The sequence below is a fragment of the Mesorhizobium sp. LHD-90 genome (genome assembly GCF_030929505.1).
Taxonomy (GTDB): Bacteria; Pseudomonadota; Alphaproteobacteria; order Rhizobiales; family Rhizobiaceae; genus Kumtagia.
In genome coordinates this window covers 184,622-204,804 of sequence record NZ_JAVFVV010000006.1, presented here as the reverse complement: position 1 = coordinate 204,804, position 20,183 = coordinate 184,622, and the positions used below count along the sequence as shown (strand labels likewise).

Below are 20,183 nucleotides of genomic sequence, written 5' to 3'. Positions count from 1 at the left end.
AATTGCTGCCGCCGGACACCGGAAAGCAGATCGGACGCGTTAAAATTGCAAGGCCTCGTGCCTTGCATTTTTTTTGTGCAGATTTTTGGGCTTCCGCTGCGTAAGCAGTATTAGAGCGTGTCGCACCCAATCTGATACATTCTGCCGGCGACGGTTTGGGCCAAGGTCGAGGGCTTCGTCGCGGGTCGGGCTGGTGGCCCGGACAAGACGAAGCCCGATGGATTTGGCCCAAACTGGCCCGGCCCTCCGGGTTTCCCGTTTGGCGGGCGCCCACTTCGTCAGGCCGCTCGGCCGATGAACCACATCGACCTTCGCGACCTTCCTTGTGGATCGCCTCGCCAAACGAGAAACAGAATGAACCCGATTGGGCGCGACACGCTCTAATTGAAATCCGGGATGACGCGCGGAATATCGTCGAAGCTGAGTCCGAAATAACGGGTCAGCAGCACCAGAAAACCGAAGATCAGCAGCGACACGACGGTCGTCCAGATCACCGCGCGCAGCATATGCGGCCCGCGCGGCGCGCTGGAATGGGTGCCGGGCAGAACCTCGCCGTCGTCGTCCTGGGTTTTGAGGCCGAAGGGCAGAACGGCGAACAGCACCACCCACCAGATGATGAGGAAGACCGCGAAGGCGGAAATATAGGTCATTAGCCGGCTTCCTGCTCCGCTTTCAGGCTTGTTCCAGTTCGACCAGCGTGCCGCAAAAGTCCTTGGGATGCAGGAACAGCACCGGCTTGCCGTGGGCTCCGATCTTCGGATTGCCGTCGCCGAGCACACGCGCGCCGGCAGCCTTCAGCCGGTCGCGGGCGGCAAGAATGTCGTCGACCTCGTAGCAGACGTGATGCATGCCGCCGGACGGATTCTTGTCGAGGAACGCGGCGATCGGCGAATTTTCGCCGAGCGGCTCCAAAAGTTCGATCTTGGTGTTGCCGGTGTCGATGAAGACCACCGTGACGCCATGCTCCGGCAGCGCCTGCGGCTCGGTCACCTTGGCGCCGAGCGTGTCGCGATAGGTGGCGGTCGCGGCAGCGAGGTCCGGGACGGCGATGGCGACGTGGTTCAGGCGGCCGAGCATGGGGACTCCAAGCGAATAGCGAATAGCGAATAGCGAATAGAAGGCAGGCAATAGAAGGATCGTCAAAGCGAGAACTATTCGCTATTCGCTATTCGCTACTCCCTATTCGCTCTTTTCTCACTTCGTCACAAACACCGTCACCAGCGGCTTCTTGCCCCACACCTCGTTGGCGGAGGCGCGCACGGCGCGGCGCACCGCCTCCTGCACGAGGTCGAGGTCTTTTCGGCGCTGGCGGGGGATCGAGTCCACCGCGCCGATCGCCGCATCGAGCATCAGCTCCTCGACCTCCTCGCCCGAGGCGTCGAGTTTCGCCACGCCGATGGATACGATGTCGGGATCGCCGGCGAGTTGGTATTTGTCGTCGAGCACGACATTGACCGCGACATGGCCGGCGAAGGACAGTTTTCGCCGCTCGCGGATACCCATCGCCTCGTCGTCGCCGACCAGCTTGCCGTCCTTGTAGAAGCGGCCGTAAGGCACCTGGTCGACAATCTCGGCAGCCCCCGGCGCCAGCCGGATCATGTCGCCGTCGCGCACCTGCGCCACCTCGGGAATGCCGGACTCCGCCATCAGCGCGCCCTGCGCCACCAGATGCGCCGCCTCGCCGTGGACGGGAATGCCGATCCTCGGTTTTGTCCATTCGTACATGCGCCTGAGCTCGGCGCGGCGCGGGTGGCCGGAAACATGCACCAACGCATCGCCGTCCTCGACGATCTTGACGCCCTGGTCGATCAAGAGGTTCTTGATCTCCAGGATCGCCTTCTCGTTGCCGGGAATGGTGCGGGACGAAAATACCACAACGTCGCCCGGCGTCAGCGCTACCGTCTTCATCTCGTCTCGCGCCAGTTTTGCCAACGCGGCGCGCGCCTCACCCTGGCTGCCGGTGCAGATGACGACAAGGTTCTCGCGTGGAATGAAGCCGTAATCCTCCTCGTGGATGAAGTCGGGCAGGCCGTCCATGTAGCCGAGTTCGCCGGCGACATTGACGACGCGCTTCAATGAGCGGCCGAGCAGCAGGCATTGCCGGCCTGTGTCGCGCGCCGCCTCGGCGATGGAGCGGATGCGCCCGACATTCGAGGAGAAGGTGGTGACGGCGACGCGGCCGGGTGCTGCCTCGATGACGCCGCGCAGCCCCTGCCCCACCGCCTGTTCCGACGGGGACTCGCCCTCGCGCAGCGCATTGGTGGAATCGCAGACCAGCGCTAGCACGCCGGCGGCGCCAAGTTCGCGGAAGCGCGCCTCGTTGGTGAGCGGGCCGATCTCCGGCGCCGGATCGATCTTCCAGTCGGCGGTGTGGATCACGGTGCCGAGCGGCGTGGTGATGGCGAGCGACACCGGCTCCGGGATCGAATGGGTGACGGCCACCGCCTCGATGCCGAACGGTCCGACCGAAAACTTTTCGCCGGCGCGAAAGATATTGATGGGCAGTTTCAGGCTGGCCGCCTCCTGCTGGCGCTTGGCTTCCAGCAGGCCGGCGGTGAACGGCGTCATCCACACCGGCGCCTTCAGCCGCGGCCAAAGATCGAGCAGCGCACCGTAGTGGTCCTCATGCGCATGGGTGATCACGATGCCACGCAGGTTTTCCGCCCGCTCCTCGATGTAGCGGATGTCGGGCAGGACGAGGTCGACGCCCGGCAGCGTCGCATCGGGAAAGGTCACGCCGACGTCGACCACCAGCCACTCCCGCGCCTCCGCCGGGCCGAAACCATAGAGCGCGAAGTTCATGCCGATCTCGCCGACGCCGCCAAGCGGCGCGAAGACGAGTTCGGGACCTGAATATTTTGCCATCGCTACCTCGCCCCGTTCCGTCGATGAGTGCGCCCAGTTGCACCCCCCTCTGTCCTGCCGGACATCTCCCCCGCAAGGGGGGAGATTGGCAGTTTCAACCTTCCCGCCCAACCATCAACGCCGGCGATTGGCGAAACCGAAGAGGTCAGCCAATCTCCTCCCTTGCGGGGGAGATGTCCGGCAGGACAGAGGGGGGTGGGAAGAAGCACCGCCGCCACCATGGATTCTATACCGCGCCAGCCGACGCCACCGCACCGAAATGCACGTCGCCGGCCGTGATCACAATCCTGCCGCCGCCGTCCTCGCGAATGACAAACCGGCACTCTTCGTCAATGGTTTCGAACACGCCGCGCACGATCCTGCCGTCGGCGCGAACAGCGACCTCGCCGCCGAGACCGGCCGCGCGCGACAGCCAGCGCTTGCGGATCTGTGCAAGCCCCCTGCCCTCGTCCCATTGCCGCATCGTCTCGCTCCAGGCATCGGCGAGCGCAAGAAACAGCGTCGCCGCGTCGCATCTAGCACCGAGCGCCCGCAACGATGTGGCAGGATAAGGCACGTCCTGCGGAAAGGCCACGACATTGACGCCGATGCCGACCGCGATCGCCGCCTTGTCGTCGGAGATCATCGCCGATTCCAGAAGGATGCCGGCCATCTTGGCACCGCCGGCAAGCACGTCGTTCGGCCATTTCAACTCGAAGCGGGCGCCACGCACGCCTGAGGCGCCGTCCGGCGCCACGGCAACGCTGACGCCGGGCGCAACGGCATCGAGCGCATCTGACAGCGCAAGGCCGGCCACGAAGCCGAGCGTCGCGGCGCGCTGCAGGTCACGGACCGAGACCATCATCAGGGTCGCGGCGAGATTGCCCTCCGGTGTCGCCCAGGCGCGGCCACGGCGGCCGCGGCCGCTTTCCTGCCGGCTGGCGACGACCCAAAGCTTGCCGGGGTCGCCTGCGCGCGCATGCTCGATCGCCAGCGCGTTGGTAGAACCTACGGTTTCATGCGCATCCAGCCGGTAGCCGTCGGCAATCGCGGTCGGGGGAAGCTGGAATCCCATTCCTCTAAAAGAACGATCTTGCGGCGGCTTGCGCCATGCTGCCGATCGGCCCGCCGATCAAGACATAAAACAGCACGAACGCGCCGGAGACACCAAGCACCAGACGCAGTTCGCCAGCCATCGGCAGGAAACCGCCGACCGGCTCGTCGAACCACATGATCTTGATGATACGCAAATAGTAGTAGGCGCCCACGACCGAGGCCAGCACGCCGATGATGGCGAGCGCATAGAGCTCGGCGTTGATGGCGGCGAGGAAGACGTACCATTTCGCCCAGAACCCCGCGAGCGGCGGAATGCCGGCCAACGAGAACATCAAGATGGTCATGATCGTCGCCATGCCCGGATTGGTCGACGACAGGCCGGCAAGATCGCCGATCTGTTCGACATTGCCGTCCTTGCGGCGCATGGCGAGGATGAAGGCAAAGGTGCCGAGCGTCATCATCAGGTAGATCAGCATGTAGAGCGCCACGCCCTGCGCGCCGGCCTCGCTGTTGGCGGCGAGCCCGACCAGCGCGAAACCCATATGGCCGATCGACGAATAGGCCATCAGGCGCTTGATGTTGCTCTGGCCGATCGCAGCCACGGAGCCCAGCACCATGGAAGCGATGGCGATGAACACGATGATCTGCTGCCAGTCGGGCGCGATCGGCTCGAAGGCGCCCATGGTCACGCGGGTGAGCAGAGCCATGGCCGCCATCTTCGGCGCGGCGGCGAAGAAGGCGGTGACCGGCGTCGGGGCGCCCTCATAGACGTCGGGCGTCCACATATGGAACGGCACGGCGGAGATCTTGAAGGCGAGGCCCGCGAGCACGAAGACCAGGCCGAAGACCAGGCCGAGCTGGCGCTCGCCCTCGCCGAGCGCGGCGGCGATGGCCTCGAAGTCGGTGTTGCCGGTGTAGCCGTAGACGAGGCTGATGCCATAGAGCAGCATGCCGGACGACAGTGCGCCGAGCACGAAATATTTCAGGCCCGCTTCGGTCGAGCGCACGCTGTCGCGGTTGATCGCGGCAAGCACATAAAGCGACAGCGACTGCAGTTCGAGCCCGAGATAGAGCGCGATCATGTTGTTGGCGGAAACCATCAGCAGCATGCCGAGCGTCGCCAGCATGATGAGCACCGGATACTCGAACTTGTCGAATTTTTCCGCCTTGGCGAAACCGACCGACATGATCAGCGTGACGATCGAGCCGATCAGCGTCAGCACCTTCATGAAGCGGCCAAAGGCGTCGTTGACGAAGCTGCCGCCGAAGGCCGTGCCGTCGCCGGTGAACAGCAGCATCCAGGCGCCGGCGGCGATCAGGATTGCGACCGCAAGCCCGGTGACCGTGGTGTTGGCGCGCTCGCCGGAATAGACGCCGACCATGAGCAGCGCCAGCGCGCCGAGCGCGATGATGAGTTCCGGCGCGGCGAGCGAGAGACTAAGCGAAAGATCTGGCGTCATCTGCCTGTCCCTGTCAGTGCGCAGCCGGTTCCGCCGCGGCGGCCGGCTCGGCGGCCGCGGTCTGCGCGCCCGCCTCGATGGAGGCTGAAACCTGGCTGACCAGCGCCTTCACAGAGGCGGCGGTCGCGTCGAACACCGGCGCCGGATAGACGCCGAAGAAGATTGTCAGCACCGCCAGCGGGTAGATCACCGTCTTCTCGCGCGGCGACAGGTCCAGCAGGCCCTTCAGGCTTTCCTTGGAGAGCACGCCGTAGATCACCCGGCGGTAGAGCCAGAGCGCGTAGGCGGCCGAAAGCACGACGCCGGTGGTGGCGAAGAAGGCCACCCAGGTGTTGACCTTGAACACGCCCACCAGCGTCAGGAATTCGCCGATGAAACCCGAGGTGCCCGGCAGGCCGACATTGGCCATGGTGAAGATCATGAACACCACCGCGTATTTCGGCATGTTGTTGACCAGCCCGCCATAGGCGGCGATCTCGCGGGTGTGCATGCGGTCGTAGACGACGCCGACGCAGAGGAACAGCGCGCCCGACACCAGGCCGTGCGACAGCATCTGGAACAGCGAGCCCTGGATGCCTTCCTGGTTCATCGCGAAGATGCCCATCGTCACGTAGCCCATATGGGCGACAGACGAATAGGCGATCAGCTTCTTCATGTCCTCCTGCATCAGCGCGACCAGCGAGGTGTAGATGATCGCGACCACCGAGAGCGTGAAGATGAAGGGCGCGAAGTCGGCCGAGGCCAGCGGGAACATCGGCAACGAGAAGCGCAGGAATCCGTAGCCGCCCATCTTCAGAAGGATGGCGGCCAGGATGACCGAACCCGCCGTCGGCGCCTCGACGTGGGCGTCGGGCAGCCAGGTGTGCACCGGCCACATCGGCATCTTGACCGCGAACGACGCGAAGAAGGCCAGCCACAGCCATGGCTGCATGTTGGCAGGGAAGTCGTGCGCCAGCAGCGTCGGGATATCGGTGGTGCCGGCCTGCCAGTACATTGCCATGACGGCGAGCAGCATCAGCACCGAGCCGAGCAGCGTGTAGAGGAAAAACTTGAAGCTGGCATAGACGCGCCGCTTGCCGCCCCAGACGCCGATGATGAGAAACATCGGGATCAGGCCGGCCTCGAAGAACACATAGAACAGCACGAGGTCGAGCGCGCAGAAGACGCCGATCATCAGCGTTTCGAGCAGCAGGAAGGCGATCATGTATTCCTTGACGCGCTTCTCCACCTGCCACGAGGCGAGGATGCAGAGCGGCAGCAGGAAGGTCGTCAGGATGACGAACAGCATCGAGATGCCGTCGACGCCCATGTGGTAGGAGATGCCGCCGCCAAGCCAGTCCAACTTCTCGACAAACTGGAAGCCGGGGTTCGAATTGTCGAAACCGGTCCAGATGAACAGCGAGACGATGAAGGTGAAAACGGTCGTCCACAGCGTCACGTTGCGGATGTTGCGGCGCGCCGCCTCGCCTTCGTCGCGGATGAACAGCACGATCAACGCGCCGACGAGCGGCAGGCCGGTGACCAGCGTCAGGATAGGCATGCTGGACATTAGAAACTGCTCCCCAGCATCATCCAAGTGACAAGCGCCGCGACGCCGATCAGCATCACGAAGGCGTAGTGATAGAGATAACCGGTCTGCAGTTTGACGGCCCGGTTGGTGAGGTCGATGACCCGCGCCGACACGCCGTCAGGCCCAAGCCCATCGATGATGGCGCCGTCGCCCTTCTTCCACAGGAAGGTGCCCAGGCGCTTTGCGGGATTGACGAACAGGAAGTCGTAAAGCTCGTCGAAATACCACTTGTTGAGCAGGAACGTGTAGAGCAGCCGGTGGCGCCCGGCCACCTGCCGCGGCGTCTCGGGGCTACGGATGTAGAACTGATACGCGACGAGGAAACCGCCGACCATCGCCACGAACGGTGCGAGCTTCACCCACAGCGGCACCTCGTGGATGTCGTGCAGGATGTGGTTGTCGGGCAGCGTGTAAAGCGCCGTCTTCCAGAACGCCTCGTAATGCTCGCCGATGAACCAGTCGTGGAAGACCACGCCGGCGAACAGCGCGCCGACCGCCAGCAGATAGAGCGGCACCAGCATGACGTTCGGCGATTCATGCACGTGGTGCATGACGTCGGCGGTGGCGCGCGGCGTGCCGTGGAAGGTCATGAAGATAAGCCGCCACGAATAGAAGCTGGTGAAGGCAGCCGCCACGACCAGCAGCGTGAAGGCGATGGCGGCAAAGGCGTTGTGGCCGGCGAAGGCGCCCTCGATGATGGCGTCCTTGGAGAAGAAGCCGGCAGTGCCGATGATGGTGGCGGGGATGCCGACGCCGGTCAGCGCCAGCGTGCCGATGATCATCATCCAGTAGGTCTTCGGGATCAGTTTTCGCAACCCGCCCATCCTGCGCATGTCCTGCTCGTCAGAGACGGCGTGGATGACCGATCCCGAGCCGAGGAACAGCAGCGCCTTGAAGAAGGCGTGGGTGAACAGGTGGAAGATCGCCGCCGAGTAGAAGCCCATGCCGAGCGCGACGAACATGTAGCCGAGCTGCGAGCAGGTCGAATAGGCGATGACGCGCTTGATGTCGTTCTGCACGAGGCCCACGGTCGCCGCGAAGAAGGCGGTGATGGCGCCGATGATCGTCACGACGAGCAGCGCCGTCTGCGAATGCTCGAACAGCGGCGATAGCCTGGCCAGCATGAACACGCCGGCGGTCACCATGGTGGCGGCGTGGATGAGCGCCGACACCGGGGTCGGGCCTTCCATGGCGTCCGGCAGCCAGGTGTGCAGCGGAACCTGCGCCGACTTGCCCATGGCGCCCATGAAGAGCAGCAGGCAGATGACGGTGAGCGCGGCATATTTGTCGAGGCTGTAGCCGAGGAAGGTCATCACCGTCTCGCCGGCGGGCGCGGCGGCGACGTCCGCGCCGTGTTCTCCGGCGGGCGCAGGAGCGGCACCATGCTCGCCGGAGGCGGCGGGAGCCGCTTCGCTCTGAGCCGGCGCAGCAGTCTCGGCCGCCGGTGCAGCCTCGGTGGCGGCAGGAGCAGCGTCATGGCCGGCTTCGGTGGTTGCGGCGCCGTGGCCTTCGCCGGTCGTCGCCTCGCCATGCACGGCAGCCGGCGCGTAGTTGGCGGCGGCGTTGGCGAAAATGGTGTCGAACGACACCGAGCCGAACAGCAGGAACACGCCAAAAATGCCGAGCGCGAAACCGAAATCGCCGACGCGATTGACGACGAAGGCCTTGATCGCCGCGGCATTGGCCGACGGCTTCTTGTACCAGAAGCCGATCAGCAGGTAGGAGGCGAGACCGACGCCCTCCCAGCCGAAGAACATCTGCACCAGATTGTCGGAGGTCACCAGCATCAGCATGGCGAAGGTGAACAGGCTGAGATAGGCGAAGAAGCGCGGCCGGTGCGGGTCGTGGTGCATGTAGCCGATCGAGTAGATATGGACCAGCGCCGACACGGTGTTGACGACCACCAGCATCACCGCCGTCAGCGAGTCGATGCGCAGCGCCCAGTCGGCCTGCAGGCTGCCAGAATCGATGAAGCGCAGCACCGGCACGGTGAAGGCCTGGCCGTCGCCCAGCGCCACGTCGAAGAAGGCGACCCAGGACAGCACCGCCGACAGCACCAGCAGGCCGGAAGTGGTGTATTCCGACGCCTTGGCGCCCATCGAATTGCCGAACAGCCCGACGATCAGGAAGCCCAGCAGCGGCGCGAAAACGATGACCTGATACATCATGGCCGCGTCAGCCCTTCATCATGTTGACGTCTTCGACCGCGATCGAGCCGCGGTTGCGGAAGAAGACGACGAGGATAGCCAGGCCGATCGCGGCCTCGGCCGCCGCCACCGTCAGCACGAACAGCGCGAACACCTGGCCGACCAGATCGCCGAGTGCGGCCGAGAAAGCGACGAAGTTGATGTTGACGGCGAGCAGGATGAGCTCGATCGACATCAGGATGACGATGACGTTCTTGCGGTTGAGAAAAATGCCGAACACGCCGAGCGTGAACAGGATCGCCGAAACGGTCAGAAAATGCGCGATGCCGACTTGCATGGTCAGGATACCCCAGCCGATGTCTGTTGGATTACTGTCCTTGCCGACATGATGGCACCCAGCAAGCTCTCTATCGCATCCGCTTCAAATGTTACGGTGGCGTCATACCGACTGCCTGCCTGGACGTACGAAAAATTTTCGCTCTTGATGTTGAGCGATAGCTCTCCGTCTCGGCGCCACACGTAGACGGAAGACGCCTTGGCTGAATCAACGGAGGTCGAATAGATTTTTTCGCCCCAATATTTCTTCTTCAGACGGCCGAACATGGTCAGATGCCCTTCCCCGTCTCGACCTTCTTGATCTCGATGGCCGTCGCCGGCGTGCGCGCCACCTGGACGCTGACGTTCTGGCGCTTGACGCCGACCTTGTGGCGCAGCGTCAGCACGATCGCGCCGATCATCGCCACCAGCAGGATCAGGCCCGCGATCTGGAAGAAATAGATGTAGTCCGTGTAGAGGATGTCGCCGAGCGCCGCCGTGTTATGCCGGGTCAGCACGTCGGGCGTCGGGTGCGCCACCGTGGAGGCCAGATCCGGCGCGAAGGCGTAGCCGCCGAGCACGACGATCAGCTCCGCCGCGAGGATGAGGCCGACCAGCGCACCGATCGGCGCATAGTGCAGCGCCCCCTGCTTGAGTTCCACGAAGTCGACGTCGAGCATCATGACGACGAACAGGAACAGCACCGCCACCGCGCCGACATAGACGACGAGCAAAATCATCGCCAGGAACTCGGCGCCAGTGAGCAGGAAGAGTGCCGCGGCATTAAAGAAGGTGAGGATGAGATAGAGGACCGAATGCACGGGATTGCGCGCGGAAATGACCATGAACGCCGCCGCGATCGCGACGAAGGCGAAGAGGTAGAAAAAGATCGCCTCTAGTCCGTTGAGCATGGGGTTCCCCCGGGTTCATTTTTCGATTCCGCCCCGCCTCCGGCCGCGAAATCGCGTGTTCCTTAGACGAGCCGTTGCGGCCCGTCCATGCGTCTTTCCTTCTCTTCCTTCTCCCCGTTCACGGGGAGAAGGTGGCCCGAAGGGCCGGATGAGGGGCAGCGCCCAATTTGGATAAGTCCGCGCCGCCCCTCATCTGCCTGCCGGCATCTTCTCCCCGTAAACGGGGAGAAGAACGCTACCGGTACGGCGAATCCAGATCGATGTTGCGCGCGATCTCGCGCTCCCACCGGTCGCCGTTGGCGAGCAGCTTGTCCTTGTCGTAGTAGAGTTCCTCACGCGTTTCCGTCGCGAACTCGAAGTTCGGCCCCTCGACGATGGCGTCGACCGGGCAGGCCTCCTGGCAGAAGCCGCAATAGATGCACTTCACCATGTCGATGTCGTAGCGCACTGTGCGCCGCGTGCCGTCGTTGCGGCGCGGGCCGGCCTCGATGGTGATGGCCTGCGCCGGGCAGATCGCCTCGCACAGCTTGCAGGCGATGCAGCGTTCCTCGCCGTTGGGATAGCGGCGCAGCGCATGCTCGCCACGGAAGCGCGGGCTGACCGGCCCTTTCTCGAAGGGATAGTTCAGCGTCGGCTTCGGCGCGAAGAACTGGCGCATCGACAGAAAGAAGGCGCCGACGAACTCCTTCAGCAACAGCGACTTGGCGGCCTGGGCTAGCGCTGACATTTTCTCATTCTCCAGCAAACAGCGGGCCGACGAACCAGCCCACCAGCGGCATCAGCACAAACTGGCTGAGGCCGGTAACATTCAGAACTTTTTTCGTCTCCGGCAGATCGACCCGCGTGGCGAGAAGACGCAGCAGGTAAAAATCCGCCGCCGCGATCACAAGCCCAACCAGCGCGCCGATCAGCGAAGCCGACATCACGCCAGCCCCGTAATCTTCAGGAAGGCGGCGACGATGACGACCATTGCCAGCGAGATCGGCAAAAACACCTTCCAGCCGAGGCGCATCAACTGGTCATAGCGATAGCGCGGGACGAAAGCCTTCACCATGGCGAACATGAAGAACACCAGGCAGACCTTCAGCACGAACCAGATGACGCCCGGCACCCAGGTGAACGGCACGAAGTCGAAGGGCGGCAGCCATCCGCCAAGGAACAGCACCGTGGTCAGCGCGCACATCAAGACGATGGCGACATATTCGCCGAGGAAGAACAGTAGGAACGGCGTCGACGAATATTCGATCATGTGGCCGGCGACGAGTTCCGATTCGGCCTCGACCAGGTCGAAGGGCGGCCGGTTCGTCTCGGCCAGCGCCGATATGAAGAACACGACGAACATCGGGAACAGCGCCAGCCAGTGCCAGTCGAGGAAGGTGTTGGGCAGGCCGACCATCGTGCCGATGCCGTCCTTCTGCGACAGCACGATGTCGGAGAGGTTAAGTGAGCCGACGCAGAGCAGCACGGTGACGATGACGAAACCGATGGAGACCTCGTAGGACACCATCTGCGCGGCGGAGCGCAGCGCGCCGAGGAACGGATATTTCGAGTTCGACGCCCAGCCGCCCATGATGACGCCGTAGACTTCCAGCGACGAGATGGCGAAGACGTACAGGATGCCGACATTGATGTTGGCGATCGCCCAACCGTCGCTGATCGGGATAACCGCCCAGGTCGCCAGCGCAAGTGCGGCCGACACCACCGGCGCCAGCAGAAAAATGCCCTTGTTGGCGCCGGACGGGATCACCGGCTCCTTGAACACAAACTTCAGCAGATCGGCGAAGGATTGCAGCAGGCCCCAGGGCCCGACGACGTTCGGGCCGCGGCGGAGCTGCACCGCCGCCCAAATCTTGCGGTCGGCGTAGAGCAGATAGGCCACGAAGATCAGCAGGACGACCAGCAGCACCACCGACTTGATCAGGATGATCAGCGCGGGCAGCACGTAGATTGTGAAGAAGGATTCCATCGGGCTTGCCTATTCCGCTGCCTGCTTGAAGCCGCCCTTGGCGAGCGCCGAGCATTCCGCCATCACCGCCGAGGCCCGGGCGATCGGGTTGGTCAGGTAAAAATCCTCGACCGGCGAGACGAAACCGGCCTTGCCAAGCGAGCCGCCGAGTTTCGCCGCATTCGCCAGGTCGTCGGCGCCGCCCGCCAAAATCTCGTCGATCCCGGCCAGATGCGGATACTCCGTGTGAAGTTTTGCCCTGAGCTGCGCCAGCGAATCGAACGGCAGTTTTTTGCCGAGCACATCCGACAGGGCGCGCAGGATCGCCCAGTCCTCGCGGGCGTCGCCCGGCGCGAAACCGGCGCGGCTGGTCTGCTGCACGCGGCCCTCGGTGTTGACGTAGGTGCCCGACTTTTCCGTGTAGGCCGCCCCTGGCAGGATGACGTCGGCGCGGTGCGCGCCCTTGTCGCCATGCGTGCCGATATAGACGACGAAGGCGTCGCCCGCCTTCGTCAGGTCGAGTTCATCGGCGCCGAGCAGGAACAACACGTCGGTGCCGCCGAGCATGCCGGCCACATCCTTGCCGCCCTCGCCCGGAACGAAGCCGATGTCGAGACCGCCGACGCGCGCCGCCGCGTTGTGCAGCACGGCAAAGCCGTTCCAGCCCTCGACGATCGCGTCGACGGAAGTGGCCAGTTGCGCCGCGAGGGCAAGAACCGCCGCGCCGTCGGCCCGCGACAGCGCGCCCTGCCCGACGATGATCAGCGGGTGTTTTGCGTTCTTCAGCACTTCGAAGAACTTTCCGTTGCCGGCTGCCAGATCCTTCAGCGTATCCGGTCCGGCGCCGAGCACCTCATGCGGATAGCGCAGGTCGGCCGCCTCGCCGATGACAGCCACCGGGAACGGACCGGCCATGCGCGAGCGCTTGCGAATGCGGGCGTTCAGCACCGACGCCTCGTAGCGCGGATTGGCGCCGATGATCAGCAGGGCATCGGCCTGCTCGATGCCTTCGATGGTCGGGTTGAAGATATAGCTGCCGCGGCCCAGCGACGGATCGAGCGCCGCGCCGTCCTGCCGGCAGTCGATGTTCTGCGAGCCAAGCGATTCGGCGAGCAGTTTCAGCGCAAACATCTCCTCGACCGCCGCGAGATCGCCGGCTATCGCGCCGATCCTGTCGCCGCCGGTCTTCGCCACCGCGTCCTTGATGGCGGCAAAAGCCTCCGGCCAGGTCGCTGCGGCAAGCTTGCCGTTCCTGCGAACATAGGGGCGGTCGAGGCGCTGGGTGCGCAAGCCGTCCCAGATGAAGCGCGTCTTGTCGGAGATCCACTCCTCGTTCACCTGCTCGTTGACGCGCGGCATGATGCGCATCACTTCGCGGCCTCGGCTGTCGACGCGGATGGCCGAGCCCACCGCGTCCATCACGTCGATCGATTCGGTCTTGGTCAGCTCCCACGGCCGCGCCGTGAAGGCGAAGGGTTTCGAGGTCAGCGCGCCGACCGGGCAGAGATCGACGACATTGCCCTGCAACTCGGAGGTCATCGCCTGTTCGAGATAGGTGGTGATCTCGGCATCCTCGCCGCGGCCAATCAGGCCGAGTTCGGAGATGCCGGCAACCTCGGTGGTGAAGCGGACGCACCGCGTGCAGTGGATGCAGCGGTTCATGATCGTCTTGACCAGCGGGCCGATATATTTGTCCTCGACCGCGCGCTTGTTCTCTTGATAGCGCGAGGAATCGACGCCGAAGGCCATCGCCTGGTCCTGCAGGTCGCATTCGCCGCCCTGGTCGCAGATCGGGCAGTCGAGCGGATGGTTGATCAGCAAGAACTCCATCACGCCTTCGCGCGCCTTCTTGACCATCGGCGTGGTCGTGAATATCTCCGGCGTCTCGCCGTTCGGGCCGGGACGCAGGTCGCGCACGCCCATGGCGCAGGAAGCGGCCGGCTTCGGCGGCCCGCCCTTCACCTCGACAAGGCACATGCGGCAGTTGCCCGCGATCGACAGCCGCTCGTGGAAACAGAAGCGCGGCACTTCCGCGCCCGCCTCCTCCGCCGCCTGCAGCAGCGTGTAGTGGTCGGGTACCTCGATCTCTTTCCCGTCGACCTTGAGTTTTGCCATTATCTGTCCCCGGCGGTGTTCGCCGCTTCATATGCCTTGAAGAGATCGCTGACCTCGACGCCGTCGATCGTCATGCCCACGAGCAGCGCTTTCTCGATCTTCACATTGCTCATGTTCACGTTGCTGAAATGCGCGCCCGACAGGTTGGCGTCGGCGACCCGTGCATTGCTGAGCAGAACCTTCTCGAAACCCGCCGCGGAAAGGTTGGTATTGTGGAAGTGGCTGTTCGACAAATTGACGTCGTCGAAGCGCGAATTCGCCACCGTGGCGTTCTTCACGTCGAGCACGTCGCGTTTGTCGTGGACCTCCATTCCCAGCGCTCCCTTCAGCCTTTCGCCGCCGCCAGCTTCGCAGCCTGCTCGATCCAGCCGTCGCGCTCGATGCGGCCCTTGAAACCGAGCGTATCGTCGACCCAGGCGATCTCGTCCCTGCCCCAAGCCGCGACCTGCGCATAGGTCCACACGCCGAGACCGTTCAGAACCTGCTCCAGCTTGGGGCCGACGCCGGAAATGGCTTTCAGGTCGTCCGGGGCATCGGGCTTTTCGATCGATGCAGGTTTGCTCGGCGACGCAAGCGCGGGTTCCGCGACGGCCGGCGCGGCGCCGGCCTCGGCGATCAACGCCTTTGCCGCAGTCCCGGCACGCGTCTGCGGTGTACGTGTCGTGTCGCGGAATTCTTCCACATCGTCGGCATGGTCCTCGAAGGCGGAGAACATGCGCTGCGAGGCAACCGTCGCACCCGACAGCGCGCCCAGCCACACGCCGGCCGCGTGGCTGGCGAAACCCAGCCCGATCGCCGACATCACCGCCACCCCGGCGAACGGATGGGCCATGAGATTGACGGCGCCGGCGAATTCCGCCGGCATCAGCACTCCCGTTTGCTTCATCATCTCGTCCAGCGTCGTTCCGTCCGGCATCAGTTCGTCAGAAATGGAAAACATCGACATCGGCTTTCTCCTATCCTTGGATTTCGCCCGTCTCGTCGTCCTTCAGTGTTTCCGCCCTGGCCGTCTTTTTCTCGTCAAATCAATGCGATATTTCGATTTGTTTGCTCGTTGACTTTCTCACTCGGCCGCCACCAGCACCGGCTCGGCGCGGTGCGCGTTGCGGGTGAACTCATCGATGCGCCGCTCGATCTCGGGCCGGAAGTTGCGGATCAGGCCCTGGATCGGCCATGCCGCCGCGTCGCCCAGCGCGCAGATCGTATGGCCCTCGATCTGCTTGGTGACGTCGAGCAGCATGTCGATCTCGCGCTTCTGCGCCTCGCCGCGCACCAGCCGCTCCATCACCCGCCACATCCAGCCGGTGCCCTCGCGGCAAGGCGTGCACTGGCCGCAGCTCTCATGCTTGAAGAAATAGGCGAGCCGCGCGATCGCCTTCACGATATCCGTCGACTTGTCCATGACGATGACAGCCGCCGTGCCGAAGGACGACTTCTTATCGCGCATGCCGTCGAAATCCATGATGGCGTCAGCCATGTCCTCGCCCTTGATCACCGGGCACGACGCGCCGCCGGGAATGACCGCCAGCAGATTGTCCCAGCCGCCGCGCACACCGCCGCCATGCTTTTCCACCAGTTCGCGGAAGGTGATGCCCATCGCCTCCTCGACCGTGCACGGCGTGTTGACGTGCCCGACCAGCATGAACAGTTTCGTGCCGACATTGTTCGGCCGGCCGATCGACGAGAACCAGGCAGCACCGCGCCGCAAAATGGTAGGCGCCACCGCGATTGACTCGACGTTGTTGACCGTCGTCGGGCAGCCGTAGAGGCCCATATTGGCGGGGAAAGGCGGCTTCAGCCGCGGCTGGCCCTTCTTGCCTTCGAGGCTCTCGAGCAGCGCCGTCTCCTCGCCGCAGATATAGGCGCCGGCGCCGTGGTGGACGTAGATCTCGAAATCGTAGCCGTTCTTGTTGTTCTTGCCGATCAGTTTCGCGTCAAAGGCCTCGTCGATCGCCCGCTGCAGCGCCTCGCGCTCGCGGATGAACTCGCCGCGCACATAGATATAGGCGGCGACCGCGCCCATGGCGAAACCGGCCAGCAGGCAGCCTTCCACCAGCGTGTGCGGGTCGTGGCGAAGAATGTCGCGGTCCTTGCAGGTTCCGGGCTCCGACTCGTCGGCGTTGACGACCAGATAGGACGGACGGCCGTCGCTCTGTTTCGGCATGAACGACCATTTCAGGCCAGTGGGAAAACCGGCGCCGCCGCGGCCGCGCAGGCCCGACGCCTTCATCTCGTTGATGATCCAGTCGCGGCCCTTGTCGATGATCGTTTTGGTGCCGTCCCAGGCGCCGCGCGCCATCGCGCCTTTCAGCGACCGGTCGAAGCGGCCGTAGATATTGGTGAAGATGCGGTCCTTGTCCTGAAGCATTCTTCGTCCCTCAGACAGGTTTCTTGCCGAAGACGCGGATGTATTCGGCGACGCCGCCCTTGGCCAGCGTCTTGGCCTGCTTCACCCAGTCCTCGCGCTCGATCCGGCCGTGGAAAGATAGGTAGCCGTCGACCCACTCGCGCTCCGCCTTCTTCCACGAGGCGACCTGCGCGAAGGTGTAGATGCCAAGCGAATGCAGGATGCCCTCGATCTTCGGCCCGACGCCGGAGATCAACTTGAGGTCATCGACCGCAGCCGGCTTCTCGATCCCCGCCGGACGGTTCTTGTCGTCGAGCGACGGCTTGTCCGAAACTGCCTTGGTCTTCGTCGCGGCAGTTCCCTGCTTCGTTTCCGGAGCTTTGAACGCCGCGGCCGGCTCACTGCGCGAGGCGCGCGCGGTGCGCTGCTTTTCGGTTTTTTCGACCGCCGGCGACGCCTTGTTGGCATTGGCGGCCGAATGCGCGGGCGCGCTGACGCTCGCCGCCTTCTCCCCATTGACGCTCGCCTTTTCGGGCGACGGCGTCTTAAGCGCCGGGCTGGTCTCGGGCGCATCCGTTTTCGGCCTGGCAGCCCGCGACGGAGGTACTTCGGCGGCCGGTTCGGCAGGCGCCGCGGCCTCCCGCGCCTCGCGGTCGCGCGTCGATTTCAGCACACCGGCCTCGTCCTTCAGGCTGGTGGGACCGGCGATCGGCGCCGAATAGATGCGATCGATCTGCGGGCCCGGCTTTACGCTGTCGCCCTTGCCCGCCTCGAAGGCGTCGATGATCTCGGCCAGCCGTTCAGGCGTCAGATCCTCGTAGGTGTCCTTGAAGACCATGACCATGGGCGCGTTCACGCAGGCGCCGAGGCACTCGACCTCTTCCCACGACAGCGTGCCGCTGTCGTTCAGATGGAACTGGTCGTGATGGATTTTCGAGCGGCAGACATCCATCAGCGCTTCCGAGCCGCGCAGCATGCAGGGCGTGGTGCCGCACACCTGGATGTGGGCTTGGCGGCCGACCGGCTTCAACTGGAACTGCGTATAGAAGGTCGCGACCTCGAGCGCGCGGATATAGGGCATGCGCAGCATGTCGGCGACATGCTCGATCGCCGCCTTGGTGACCCAGCCTTCCTGGTCCTGCGCCAGCATGAGCAGCGGGATGATCGCCGACTGCTGCCGGCCTTCGGGATATTTGTTGATCCAGGTCCTCGCCTCGGAAGACATCGCCGCATTGAAGGCGAAGGTCGCTGGCTGAAGGGCTGGCTCGGCAAGACGGCGGACGGACATAGGCCTCCGTACCTATTTTGGACTGCTATGTTGCGGTGCGTTCTAACACACGCGCCGCAAAAGGCCAGTAGCGGATTGACACAGTCTGGCCCAGATTTATGGCGCCTGCAAATGCCGCCCCAAGGCTTGCAAATGTGCGGAATTTGCCCGTGGCGACATCCGCCCGCCCGGACAGCCGCCTGCCCGGGAAGTCACGGCGTATTGTGCCAATCGGCCTCTGTCCTGCGCCGGCCCGAGTCGTGCGCTGGATCATGGCCAGTCATGGAATAGGGCGTGACGTGGGATGTCCGTTGGCATCTCGGGAGGCGGCTCAGTGGGGACCGCGCTCCGCCCTGCCTGCGACGAAGCGTTCGAACCTCCCAATCCAGAACGGGCTGCGGCTGGCGACCATGTCGTAGCCGGTGCGGCGGAACACCTTGATCCTATCCAACTCGTCGATCGATGCGATCTCCTTGGCAGTGCCCTCGCCCATCCAGAAGACCCGCAGCTTCAGTATCTCCAGCACGTGGCGCGTCACCTGGTGCGTGCGGTCGGAGCCGTGCTCCTCGTAGACGAAGGCAGTGTCGGTTTCGAGCAGCCGCGAAGCGCCGGAAAATGCCGGTATCTCGACGCCTTCGACGTCGAGCTTGACGACGAACTTCTCCACTCCGGCGAATTCTGGCATGGCGGCGACGTCGTCCACCGTGATCGTGTCGACGTCGAGAATCGGCACCGCATCCGCCGACGGTGCGATGGCGGAGCGTGCCTCGTGCTTGGCGCCGTAGATGCGCACGCGCTCGCCGCTGGTGGCGCCGATCGCCCGGTCGAGCGCGGTGAACCGCCTGCCGTTCAAGCGGCTGTTCTCGTCGAGCAGGCGGAACGTATCGGAGGCGGCCTCGATCGCCACGCAAGGTTTCGACCCCGCCGCCTGCCCGCTGACCAGGATCGACCAGTAGCCGTGATTGGCGCCGCCATCGATGAAGCCGTAGGCGACGTCGCGCGAATCTGCCAGCAGCGCCTGGATCGATGGCTCGTAGCCATAGTTGGGCGAGACAAGCGTCGACCAGTACGGGTCGCCATAGCGCACCTGCATAAGACTGTCGTCGTCAAGCCGGAAGATGACGCGCTTCTTGCTGGGCAGCACGGCCCGCAGCGTGCGGGCGATATAGGAGAAGCCGAAATTGTCGAAGGGGATCAGGATGGCAAGCGTGGCGCGCATGGCAACAAGCGCCGTCCGTTCAAGGATGTTCGCGCCCTCGATGCGGCCCGTCCGGGCATCGACGACGATGGCGCCAGGGACCGCAGTCTGCATCGAACGTCCTCCGCTGCGCATGCGGACGGTGTCCCATGCCTTGGCCGAACCCGGCCCACGCAAGGAAGCTTCAGCGCCCCGCCAGGTGCGGCCAGGACGCAGAACCTAGAGGGAAGCGCTTACGGAGTCGTTATCGCGTTCTCGAGCTGGATGCCCGGATCCGGCATTGGACGGGAAAACGCCCATCACTTGCTTGAGCAACGACTCGACGGTCGGCTTGTCCTGCGCCAAGGCGGCGCGGCAGGTAGTGAAAGGGCAGCAGCAAACTGCAGTGTCTTCAACGAACCATCCGGCTGAATGTGGGGTCAACCTGCGGCGTCGGAGGCCTCTCCGCCCAAAAGATCGGCCACCGGGACGACAAAGCCGGGCGGAGACAGTTCGATTTCACCCGAGGTAACGATCCGAGTCGAAATCGAATGCCTGTCGCCGGCGCGGCTGTGATGAATGACGGAGCGGCTGAATGGATCGACAATCAGATAGTGAAGGATGCTCGGCACGCGAAAATATTCGGCCACCTTTGCGCCGGTGTCGCTGCGAACGCTGGAAAGCGAAACGACCTCCAGCACGACAACAGGCTCATCGAGCAGCAGCGAGTTATCCTCGGCAACCTTGCACTGCACCGAAACGTCGGGCTCGCGCACAGTTTCATCGTCGATTTGGACACCAACCCCATCGCCGAAGGCGGCACACTTCAGTCCGGCCCGCTTGATTGCGTTCCGTAAGGCAAGCCAGGCTTCGTTTTTTACGTGAACGTGGCGAACCGTTTCGGGCGACATCATGACGACATGGCCGCCCACCAGTTCGAACCGGCCATCAGGTTGGGACTGGGACCAGCGAAGATAGTCTTGAACCGCCAATTTTGTCTTCGGCAAAGCCACCATCGGCGGCCACCTC

General features: G+C 64.0%; 20 protein-coding genes. All 20 read right to left on the bottom strand.

Features of this window, described 5'->3' with window-relative positions:
* Nucleotides 1-380 precede the first annotated feature (380 nt).
* The 20 genes from RB623_RS10405 to RB623_RS10310 all read right to left on the bottom strand — a co-directional run bounded on the left by RB623_RS10405 (nucleotide 381) and on the right by RB623_RS10310 (nucleotide 20,170).
* Entirely contained in the window at nucleotides 381-650 is a 270-nt protein-coding gene (locus RB623_RS10405; RefSeq protein WP_308056724.1) for a DUF1467 family protein, read from the bottom strand.
* 22 nt (nucleotides 651-672) lie between these two features.
* Nucleotides 673-1,077 (bottom strand): methylmalonyl-CoA epimerase, encoded by a 405-nt coding sequence (mce, locus tag RB623_RS10400; RefSeq protein ID WP_308056723.1) that lies wholly within the window; start codon nucleotides 1,075-1,077, stop codon nucleotides 673-675.
* Between the two features lie 117 nt (nucleotides 1,078-1,194).
* Nucleotides 1,195-2,865 (bottom strand): ribonuclease J, encoded by a 1,671-nt coding sequence (locus RB623_RS10395; RefSeq protein WP_308056722.1) that lies wholly within the window; start codon nucleotides 2,863-2,865, stop codon nucleotides 1,195-1,197.
* A 226-nt stretch (nucleotides 2,866-3,091) separates the two neighbouring features.
* Entirely contained in the window at nucleotides 3,092-3,919 is an 828-nt protein-coding gene (locus RB623_RS10390; RefSeq protein ID WP_308056721.1) for a biotin--[acetyl-CoA-carboxylase] ligase, read from the bottom strand.
* Between the two features lie 4 nt (nucleotides 3,920-3,923).
* Nucleotides 3,924-5,360, bottom strand: coding sequence for an NADH-quinone oxidoreductase subunit NuoN (nuoN, locus tag RB623_RS10385; protein WP_308056720.1), 1,437 nt, complete (start codon nucleotides 5,358-5,360; stop codon nucleotides 3,924-3,926).
* A gap of 13 nt (nucleotides 5,361-5,373) precedes the next feature.
* Nucleotides 5,374-6,909: an NADH-quinone oxidoreductase subunit M gene (locus RB623_RS10380; protein WP_308056719.1), complete on the bottom strand. Its 1,536-nt coding sequence runs from the start codon at nucleotides 6,907-6,909 to the stop codon at nucleotides 5,374-5,376.
* Nucleotides 6,909-9,095, bottom strand: a complete 2,187-nt coding sequence (gene nuoL, locus RB623_RS10375) for an NADH-quinone oxidoreductase subunit L (protein ID WP_308056864.1) — start codon at nucleotides 9,093-9,095, stop codon at nucleotides 6,909-6,911. Before nuoL ends, RB623_RS10380 begins: the two co-directional genes overlap by 1 nt.
* 10 nt (nucleotides 9,096-9,105) lie before the next feature.
* On the bottom strand, nucleotides 9,106-9,414 hold the full coding sequence (gene nuoK, locus RB623_RS10370; protein WP_308056718.1) for an NADH-quinone oxidoreductase subunit NuoK: 309 nt from the start codon (nucleotides 9,412-9,414) through the stop codon (nucleotides 9,106-9,108).
* 2 nt (nucleotides 9,415-9,416) lie between these two features.
* Nucleotides 9,417-9,680, bottom strand: a complete 264-nt coding sequence (locus RB623_RS10365) for a hypothetical protein (RefSeq protein ID WP_308056717.1) — start codon at nucleotides 9,678-9,680, stop codon at nucleotides 9,417-9,419.
* Between the two features lie 2 nt (nucleotides 9,681-9,682).
* Nucleotides 9,683-10,303: an NADH-quinone oxidoreductase subunit J gene (locus RB623_RS10360; RefSeq protein ID WP_308056716.1), complete on the bottom strand. Its 621-nt coding sequence runs from the start codon at nucleotides 10,301-10,303 to the stop codon at nucleotides 9,683-9,685.
* Between the two features lie 235 nt (nucleotides 10,304-10,538).
* A complete protein-coding gene (nuoI, locus tag RB623_RS10355; protein ID WP_308056715.1) occupies nucleotides 10,539-11,030 on the bottom strand; it encodes an NADH-quinone oxidoreductase subunit NuoI in 492 nt (163 codons plus the stop codon).
* A 4-nt stretch (nucleotides 11,031-11,034) separates the two neighbouring features.
* Complete coding sequence (locus RB623_RS10350; RefSeq protein ID WP_308056714.1) at nucleotides 11,035-11,226, bottom strand: hypothetical protein; 192 nt, start codon at nucleotides 11,224-11,226, stop codon at nucleotides 11,035-11,037.
* Nucleotides 11,226-12,269 (bottom strand): NADH-quinone oxidoreductase subunit NuoH, encoded by a 1,044-nt coding sequence (gene nuoH, locus RB623_RS10345; protein ID WP_308056713.1) that lies wholly within the window; start codon nucleotides 12,267-12,269, stop codon nucleotides 11,226-11,228. Before nuoH ends, RB623_RS10350 begins: the two co-directional genes overlap by 1 nt.
* A 9-nt stretch (nucleotides 12,270-12,278) precedes the next feature.
* Nucleotides 12,279-14,363, bottom strand: a complete 2,085-nt coding sequence (gene nuoG / locus RB623_RS10340; RefSeq protein WP_308056712.1) for an NADH-quinone oxidoreductase subunit NuoG — start codon at nucleotides 14,361-14,363, stop codon at nucleotides 12,279-12,281.
* Nucleotides 14,363-14,674 (bottom strand): pentapeptide repeat-containing protein, encoded by a 312-nt coding sequence (locus RB623_RS10335; RefSeq protein WP_308056711.1) that lies wholly within the window; start codon nucleotides 14,672-14,674, stop codon nucleotides 14,363-14,365. The genes nuoG and RB623_RS10335 overlap by 1 nt, the downstream gene beginning before the upstream one ends.
* A 14-nt stretch (nucleotides 14,675-14,688) precedes the next feature.
* Nucleotides 14,689-15,309, bottom strand: a complete 621-nt coding sequence (locus tag RB623_RS10330; RefSeq protein WP_308056710.1) for an NADH-ubiquinone dehydrogenase — start codon at nucleotides 15,307-15,309, stop codon at nucleotides 14,689-14,691.
* A 117-nt stretch (nucleotides 15,310-15,426) separates the two neighbouring features.
* The gene (nuoF, locus tag RB623_RS10325) at nucleotides 15,427-16,731 is read right to left on the bottom strand and encodes an NADH-quinone oxidoreductase subunit NuoF (RefSeq protein WP_308056709.1); all 1,305 of its coding nucleotides are present in this window, start codon (nucleotides 16,729-16,731) and stop codon (nucleotides 15,427-15,429) included.
* A gap of 10 nt (nucleotides 16,732-16,741) precedes the next feature.
* Nucleotides 16,742-17,998, bottom strand: coding sequence for an NADH-quinone oxidoreductase subunit E (locus RB623_RS10320; RefSeq protein ID WP_308056708.1), 1,257 nt, complete (start codon nucleotides 17,996-17,998; stop codon nucleotides 16,742-16,744).
* Nucleotides 17,999-18,308: 310 nt separating this feature from the next.
* Nucleotides 18,309-19,289, bottom strand: coding sequence for an FkbM family methyltransferase (locus tag RB623_RS10315; protein WP_308056707.1), 981 nt, complete (start codon nucleotides 19,287-19,289; stop codon nucleotides 18,309-18,311).
* 305 nt (nucleotides 19,290-19,594) lie between these two features.
* On the bottom strand, nucleotides 19,595-20,170 hold the full coding sequence (locus tag RB623_RS10310) for a Uma2 family endonuclease (RefSeq protein WP_308056706.1): 576 nt from the start codon (nucleotides 20,168-20,170) through the stop codon (nucleotides 19,595-19,597).
* Nucleotides 20,171-20,183: the final 13 nt, after the last annotated feature.

Bases quoted from the DNA above. Each gene is read 5' to 3' on its own strand.
- RB623_RS10405 (WP_308056724.1), bottom strand. From the start codon at position 650: ATGACCTATATTTCCGCCTTCGCGGTCTTCCTCATCATCTGGTGGGTG.
- mce (WP_308056723.1), bottom strand. From the start codon at position 1,077: ATGCTCGGCCGCCTGAACCACGTCGCCATCGCCGTCCCGGACCTCGCT.
- RB623_RS10395 (WP_308056722.1), bottom strand. From the start codon at position 2,865: ATGGCAAAATATTCAGGTCCCGAACTCGTCTTCGCGCCGCTTGGCGGC.
- RB623_RS10390 (WP_308056721.1), bottom strand. From the start codon at position 3,919: ATGGGATTCCAGCTTCCCCCGACCGCGATTGCCGACGGCTACCGGCTG.
- nuoN (WP_308056720.1), bottom strand. From the start codon at position 5,360: ATGACGCCAGATCTTTCGCTTAGTCTCTCGCTCGCCGCGCCGGAACTC.
- RB623_RS10380 (WP_308056719.1), bottom strand. From the start codon at position 6,909: ATGTCCAGCATGCCTATCCTGACGCTGGTCACCGGCCTGCCGCTCGTC.
- nuoL (WP_308056864.1), bottom strand. From the start codon at position 9,095: ATGTATCAGGTCATCGTTTTCGCGCCGCTGCTGGGCTTCCTGATCGTC.
- nuoK (WP_308056718.1), bottom strand. From the start codon at position 9,414: ATGCAAGTCGGCATCGCGCATTTTCTGACCGTTTCGGCGATCCTGTTC.
- RB623_RS10365 (WP_308056717.1), bottom strand. From the start codon at position 9,680: ATGTTCGGCCGTCTGAAGAAGAAATATTGGGGCGAAAAAATCTATTCG.
- RB623_RS10360 (WP_308056716.1), bottom strand. From the start codon at position 10,303: ATGCTCAACGGACTAGAGGCGATCTTTTTCTACCTCTTCGCCTTCGTC.
- nuoI (WP_308056715.1), bottom strand. From the start codon at position 11,030: ATGTCAGCGCTAGCCCAGGCCGCCAAGTCGCTGTTGCTGAAGGAGTTC.
- RB623_RS10350 (WP_308056714.1), bottom strand. From the start codon at position 11,226: ATGTCGGCTTCGCTGATCGGCGCGCTGGTTGGGCTTGTGATCGCGGCG.
- nuoH (WP_308056713.1), bottom strand. From the start codon at position 12,269: ATGGAATCCTTCTTCACAATCTACGTGCTGCCCGCGCTGATCATCCTG.
- nuoG (WP_308056712.1), bottom strand. From the start codon at position 14,363: ATGGCAAAACTCAAGGTCGACGGGAAAGAGATCGAGGTACCCGACCAC.
- RB623_RS10335 (WP_308056711.1), bottom strand. From the start codon at position 14,674: ATGGAGGTCCACGACAAACGCGACGTGCTCGACGTGAAGAACGCCACG.
- RB623_RS10330 (WP_308056710.1), bottom strand. From the start codon at position 15,309: ATGTCGATGTTTTCCATTTCTGACGAACTGATGCCGGACGGAACGACG.
- nuoF (WP_308056709.1), bottom strand. From the start codon at position 16,731: ATGCTTCAGGACAAGGACCGCATCTTCACCAATATCTACGGCCGCTTC.
- RB623_RS10320 (WP_308056708.1), bottom strand. From the start codon at position 17,998: ATGTCCGTCCGCCGTCTTGCCGAGCCAGCCCTTCAGCCAGCGACCTTC.
- RB623_RS10315 (WP_308056707.1), bottom strand. From the start codon at position 19,289: ATGCAGACTGCGGTCCCTGGCGCCATCGTCGTCGATGCCCGGACGGGC.
- RB623_RS10310 (WP_308056706.1), bottom strand. From the start codon at position 20,170: ATGGTGGCTTTGCCGAAGACAAAATTGGCGGTTCAAGACTATCTTCGC.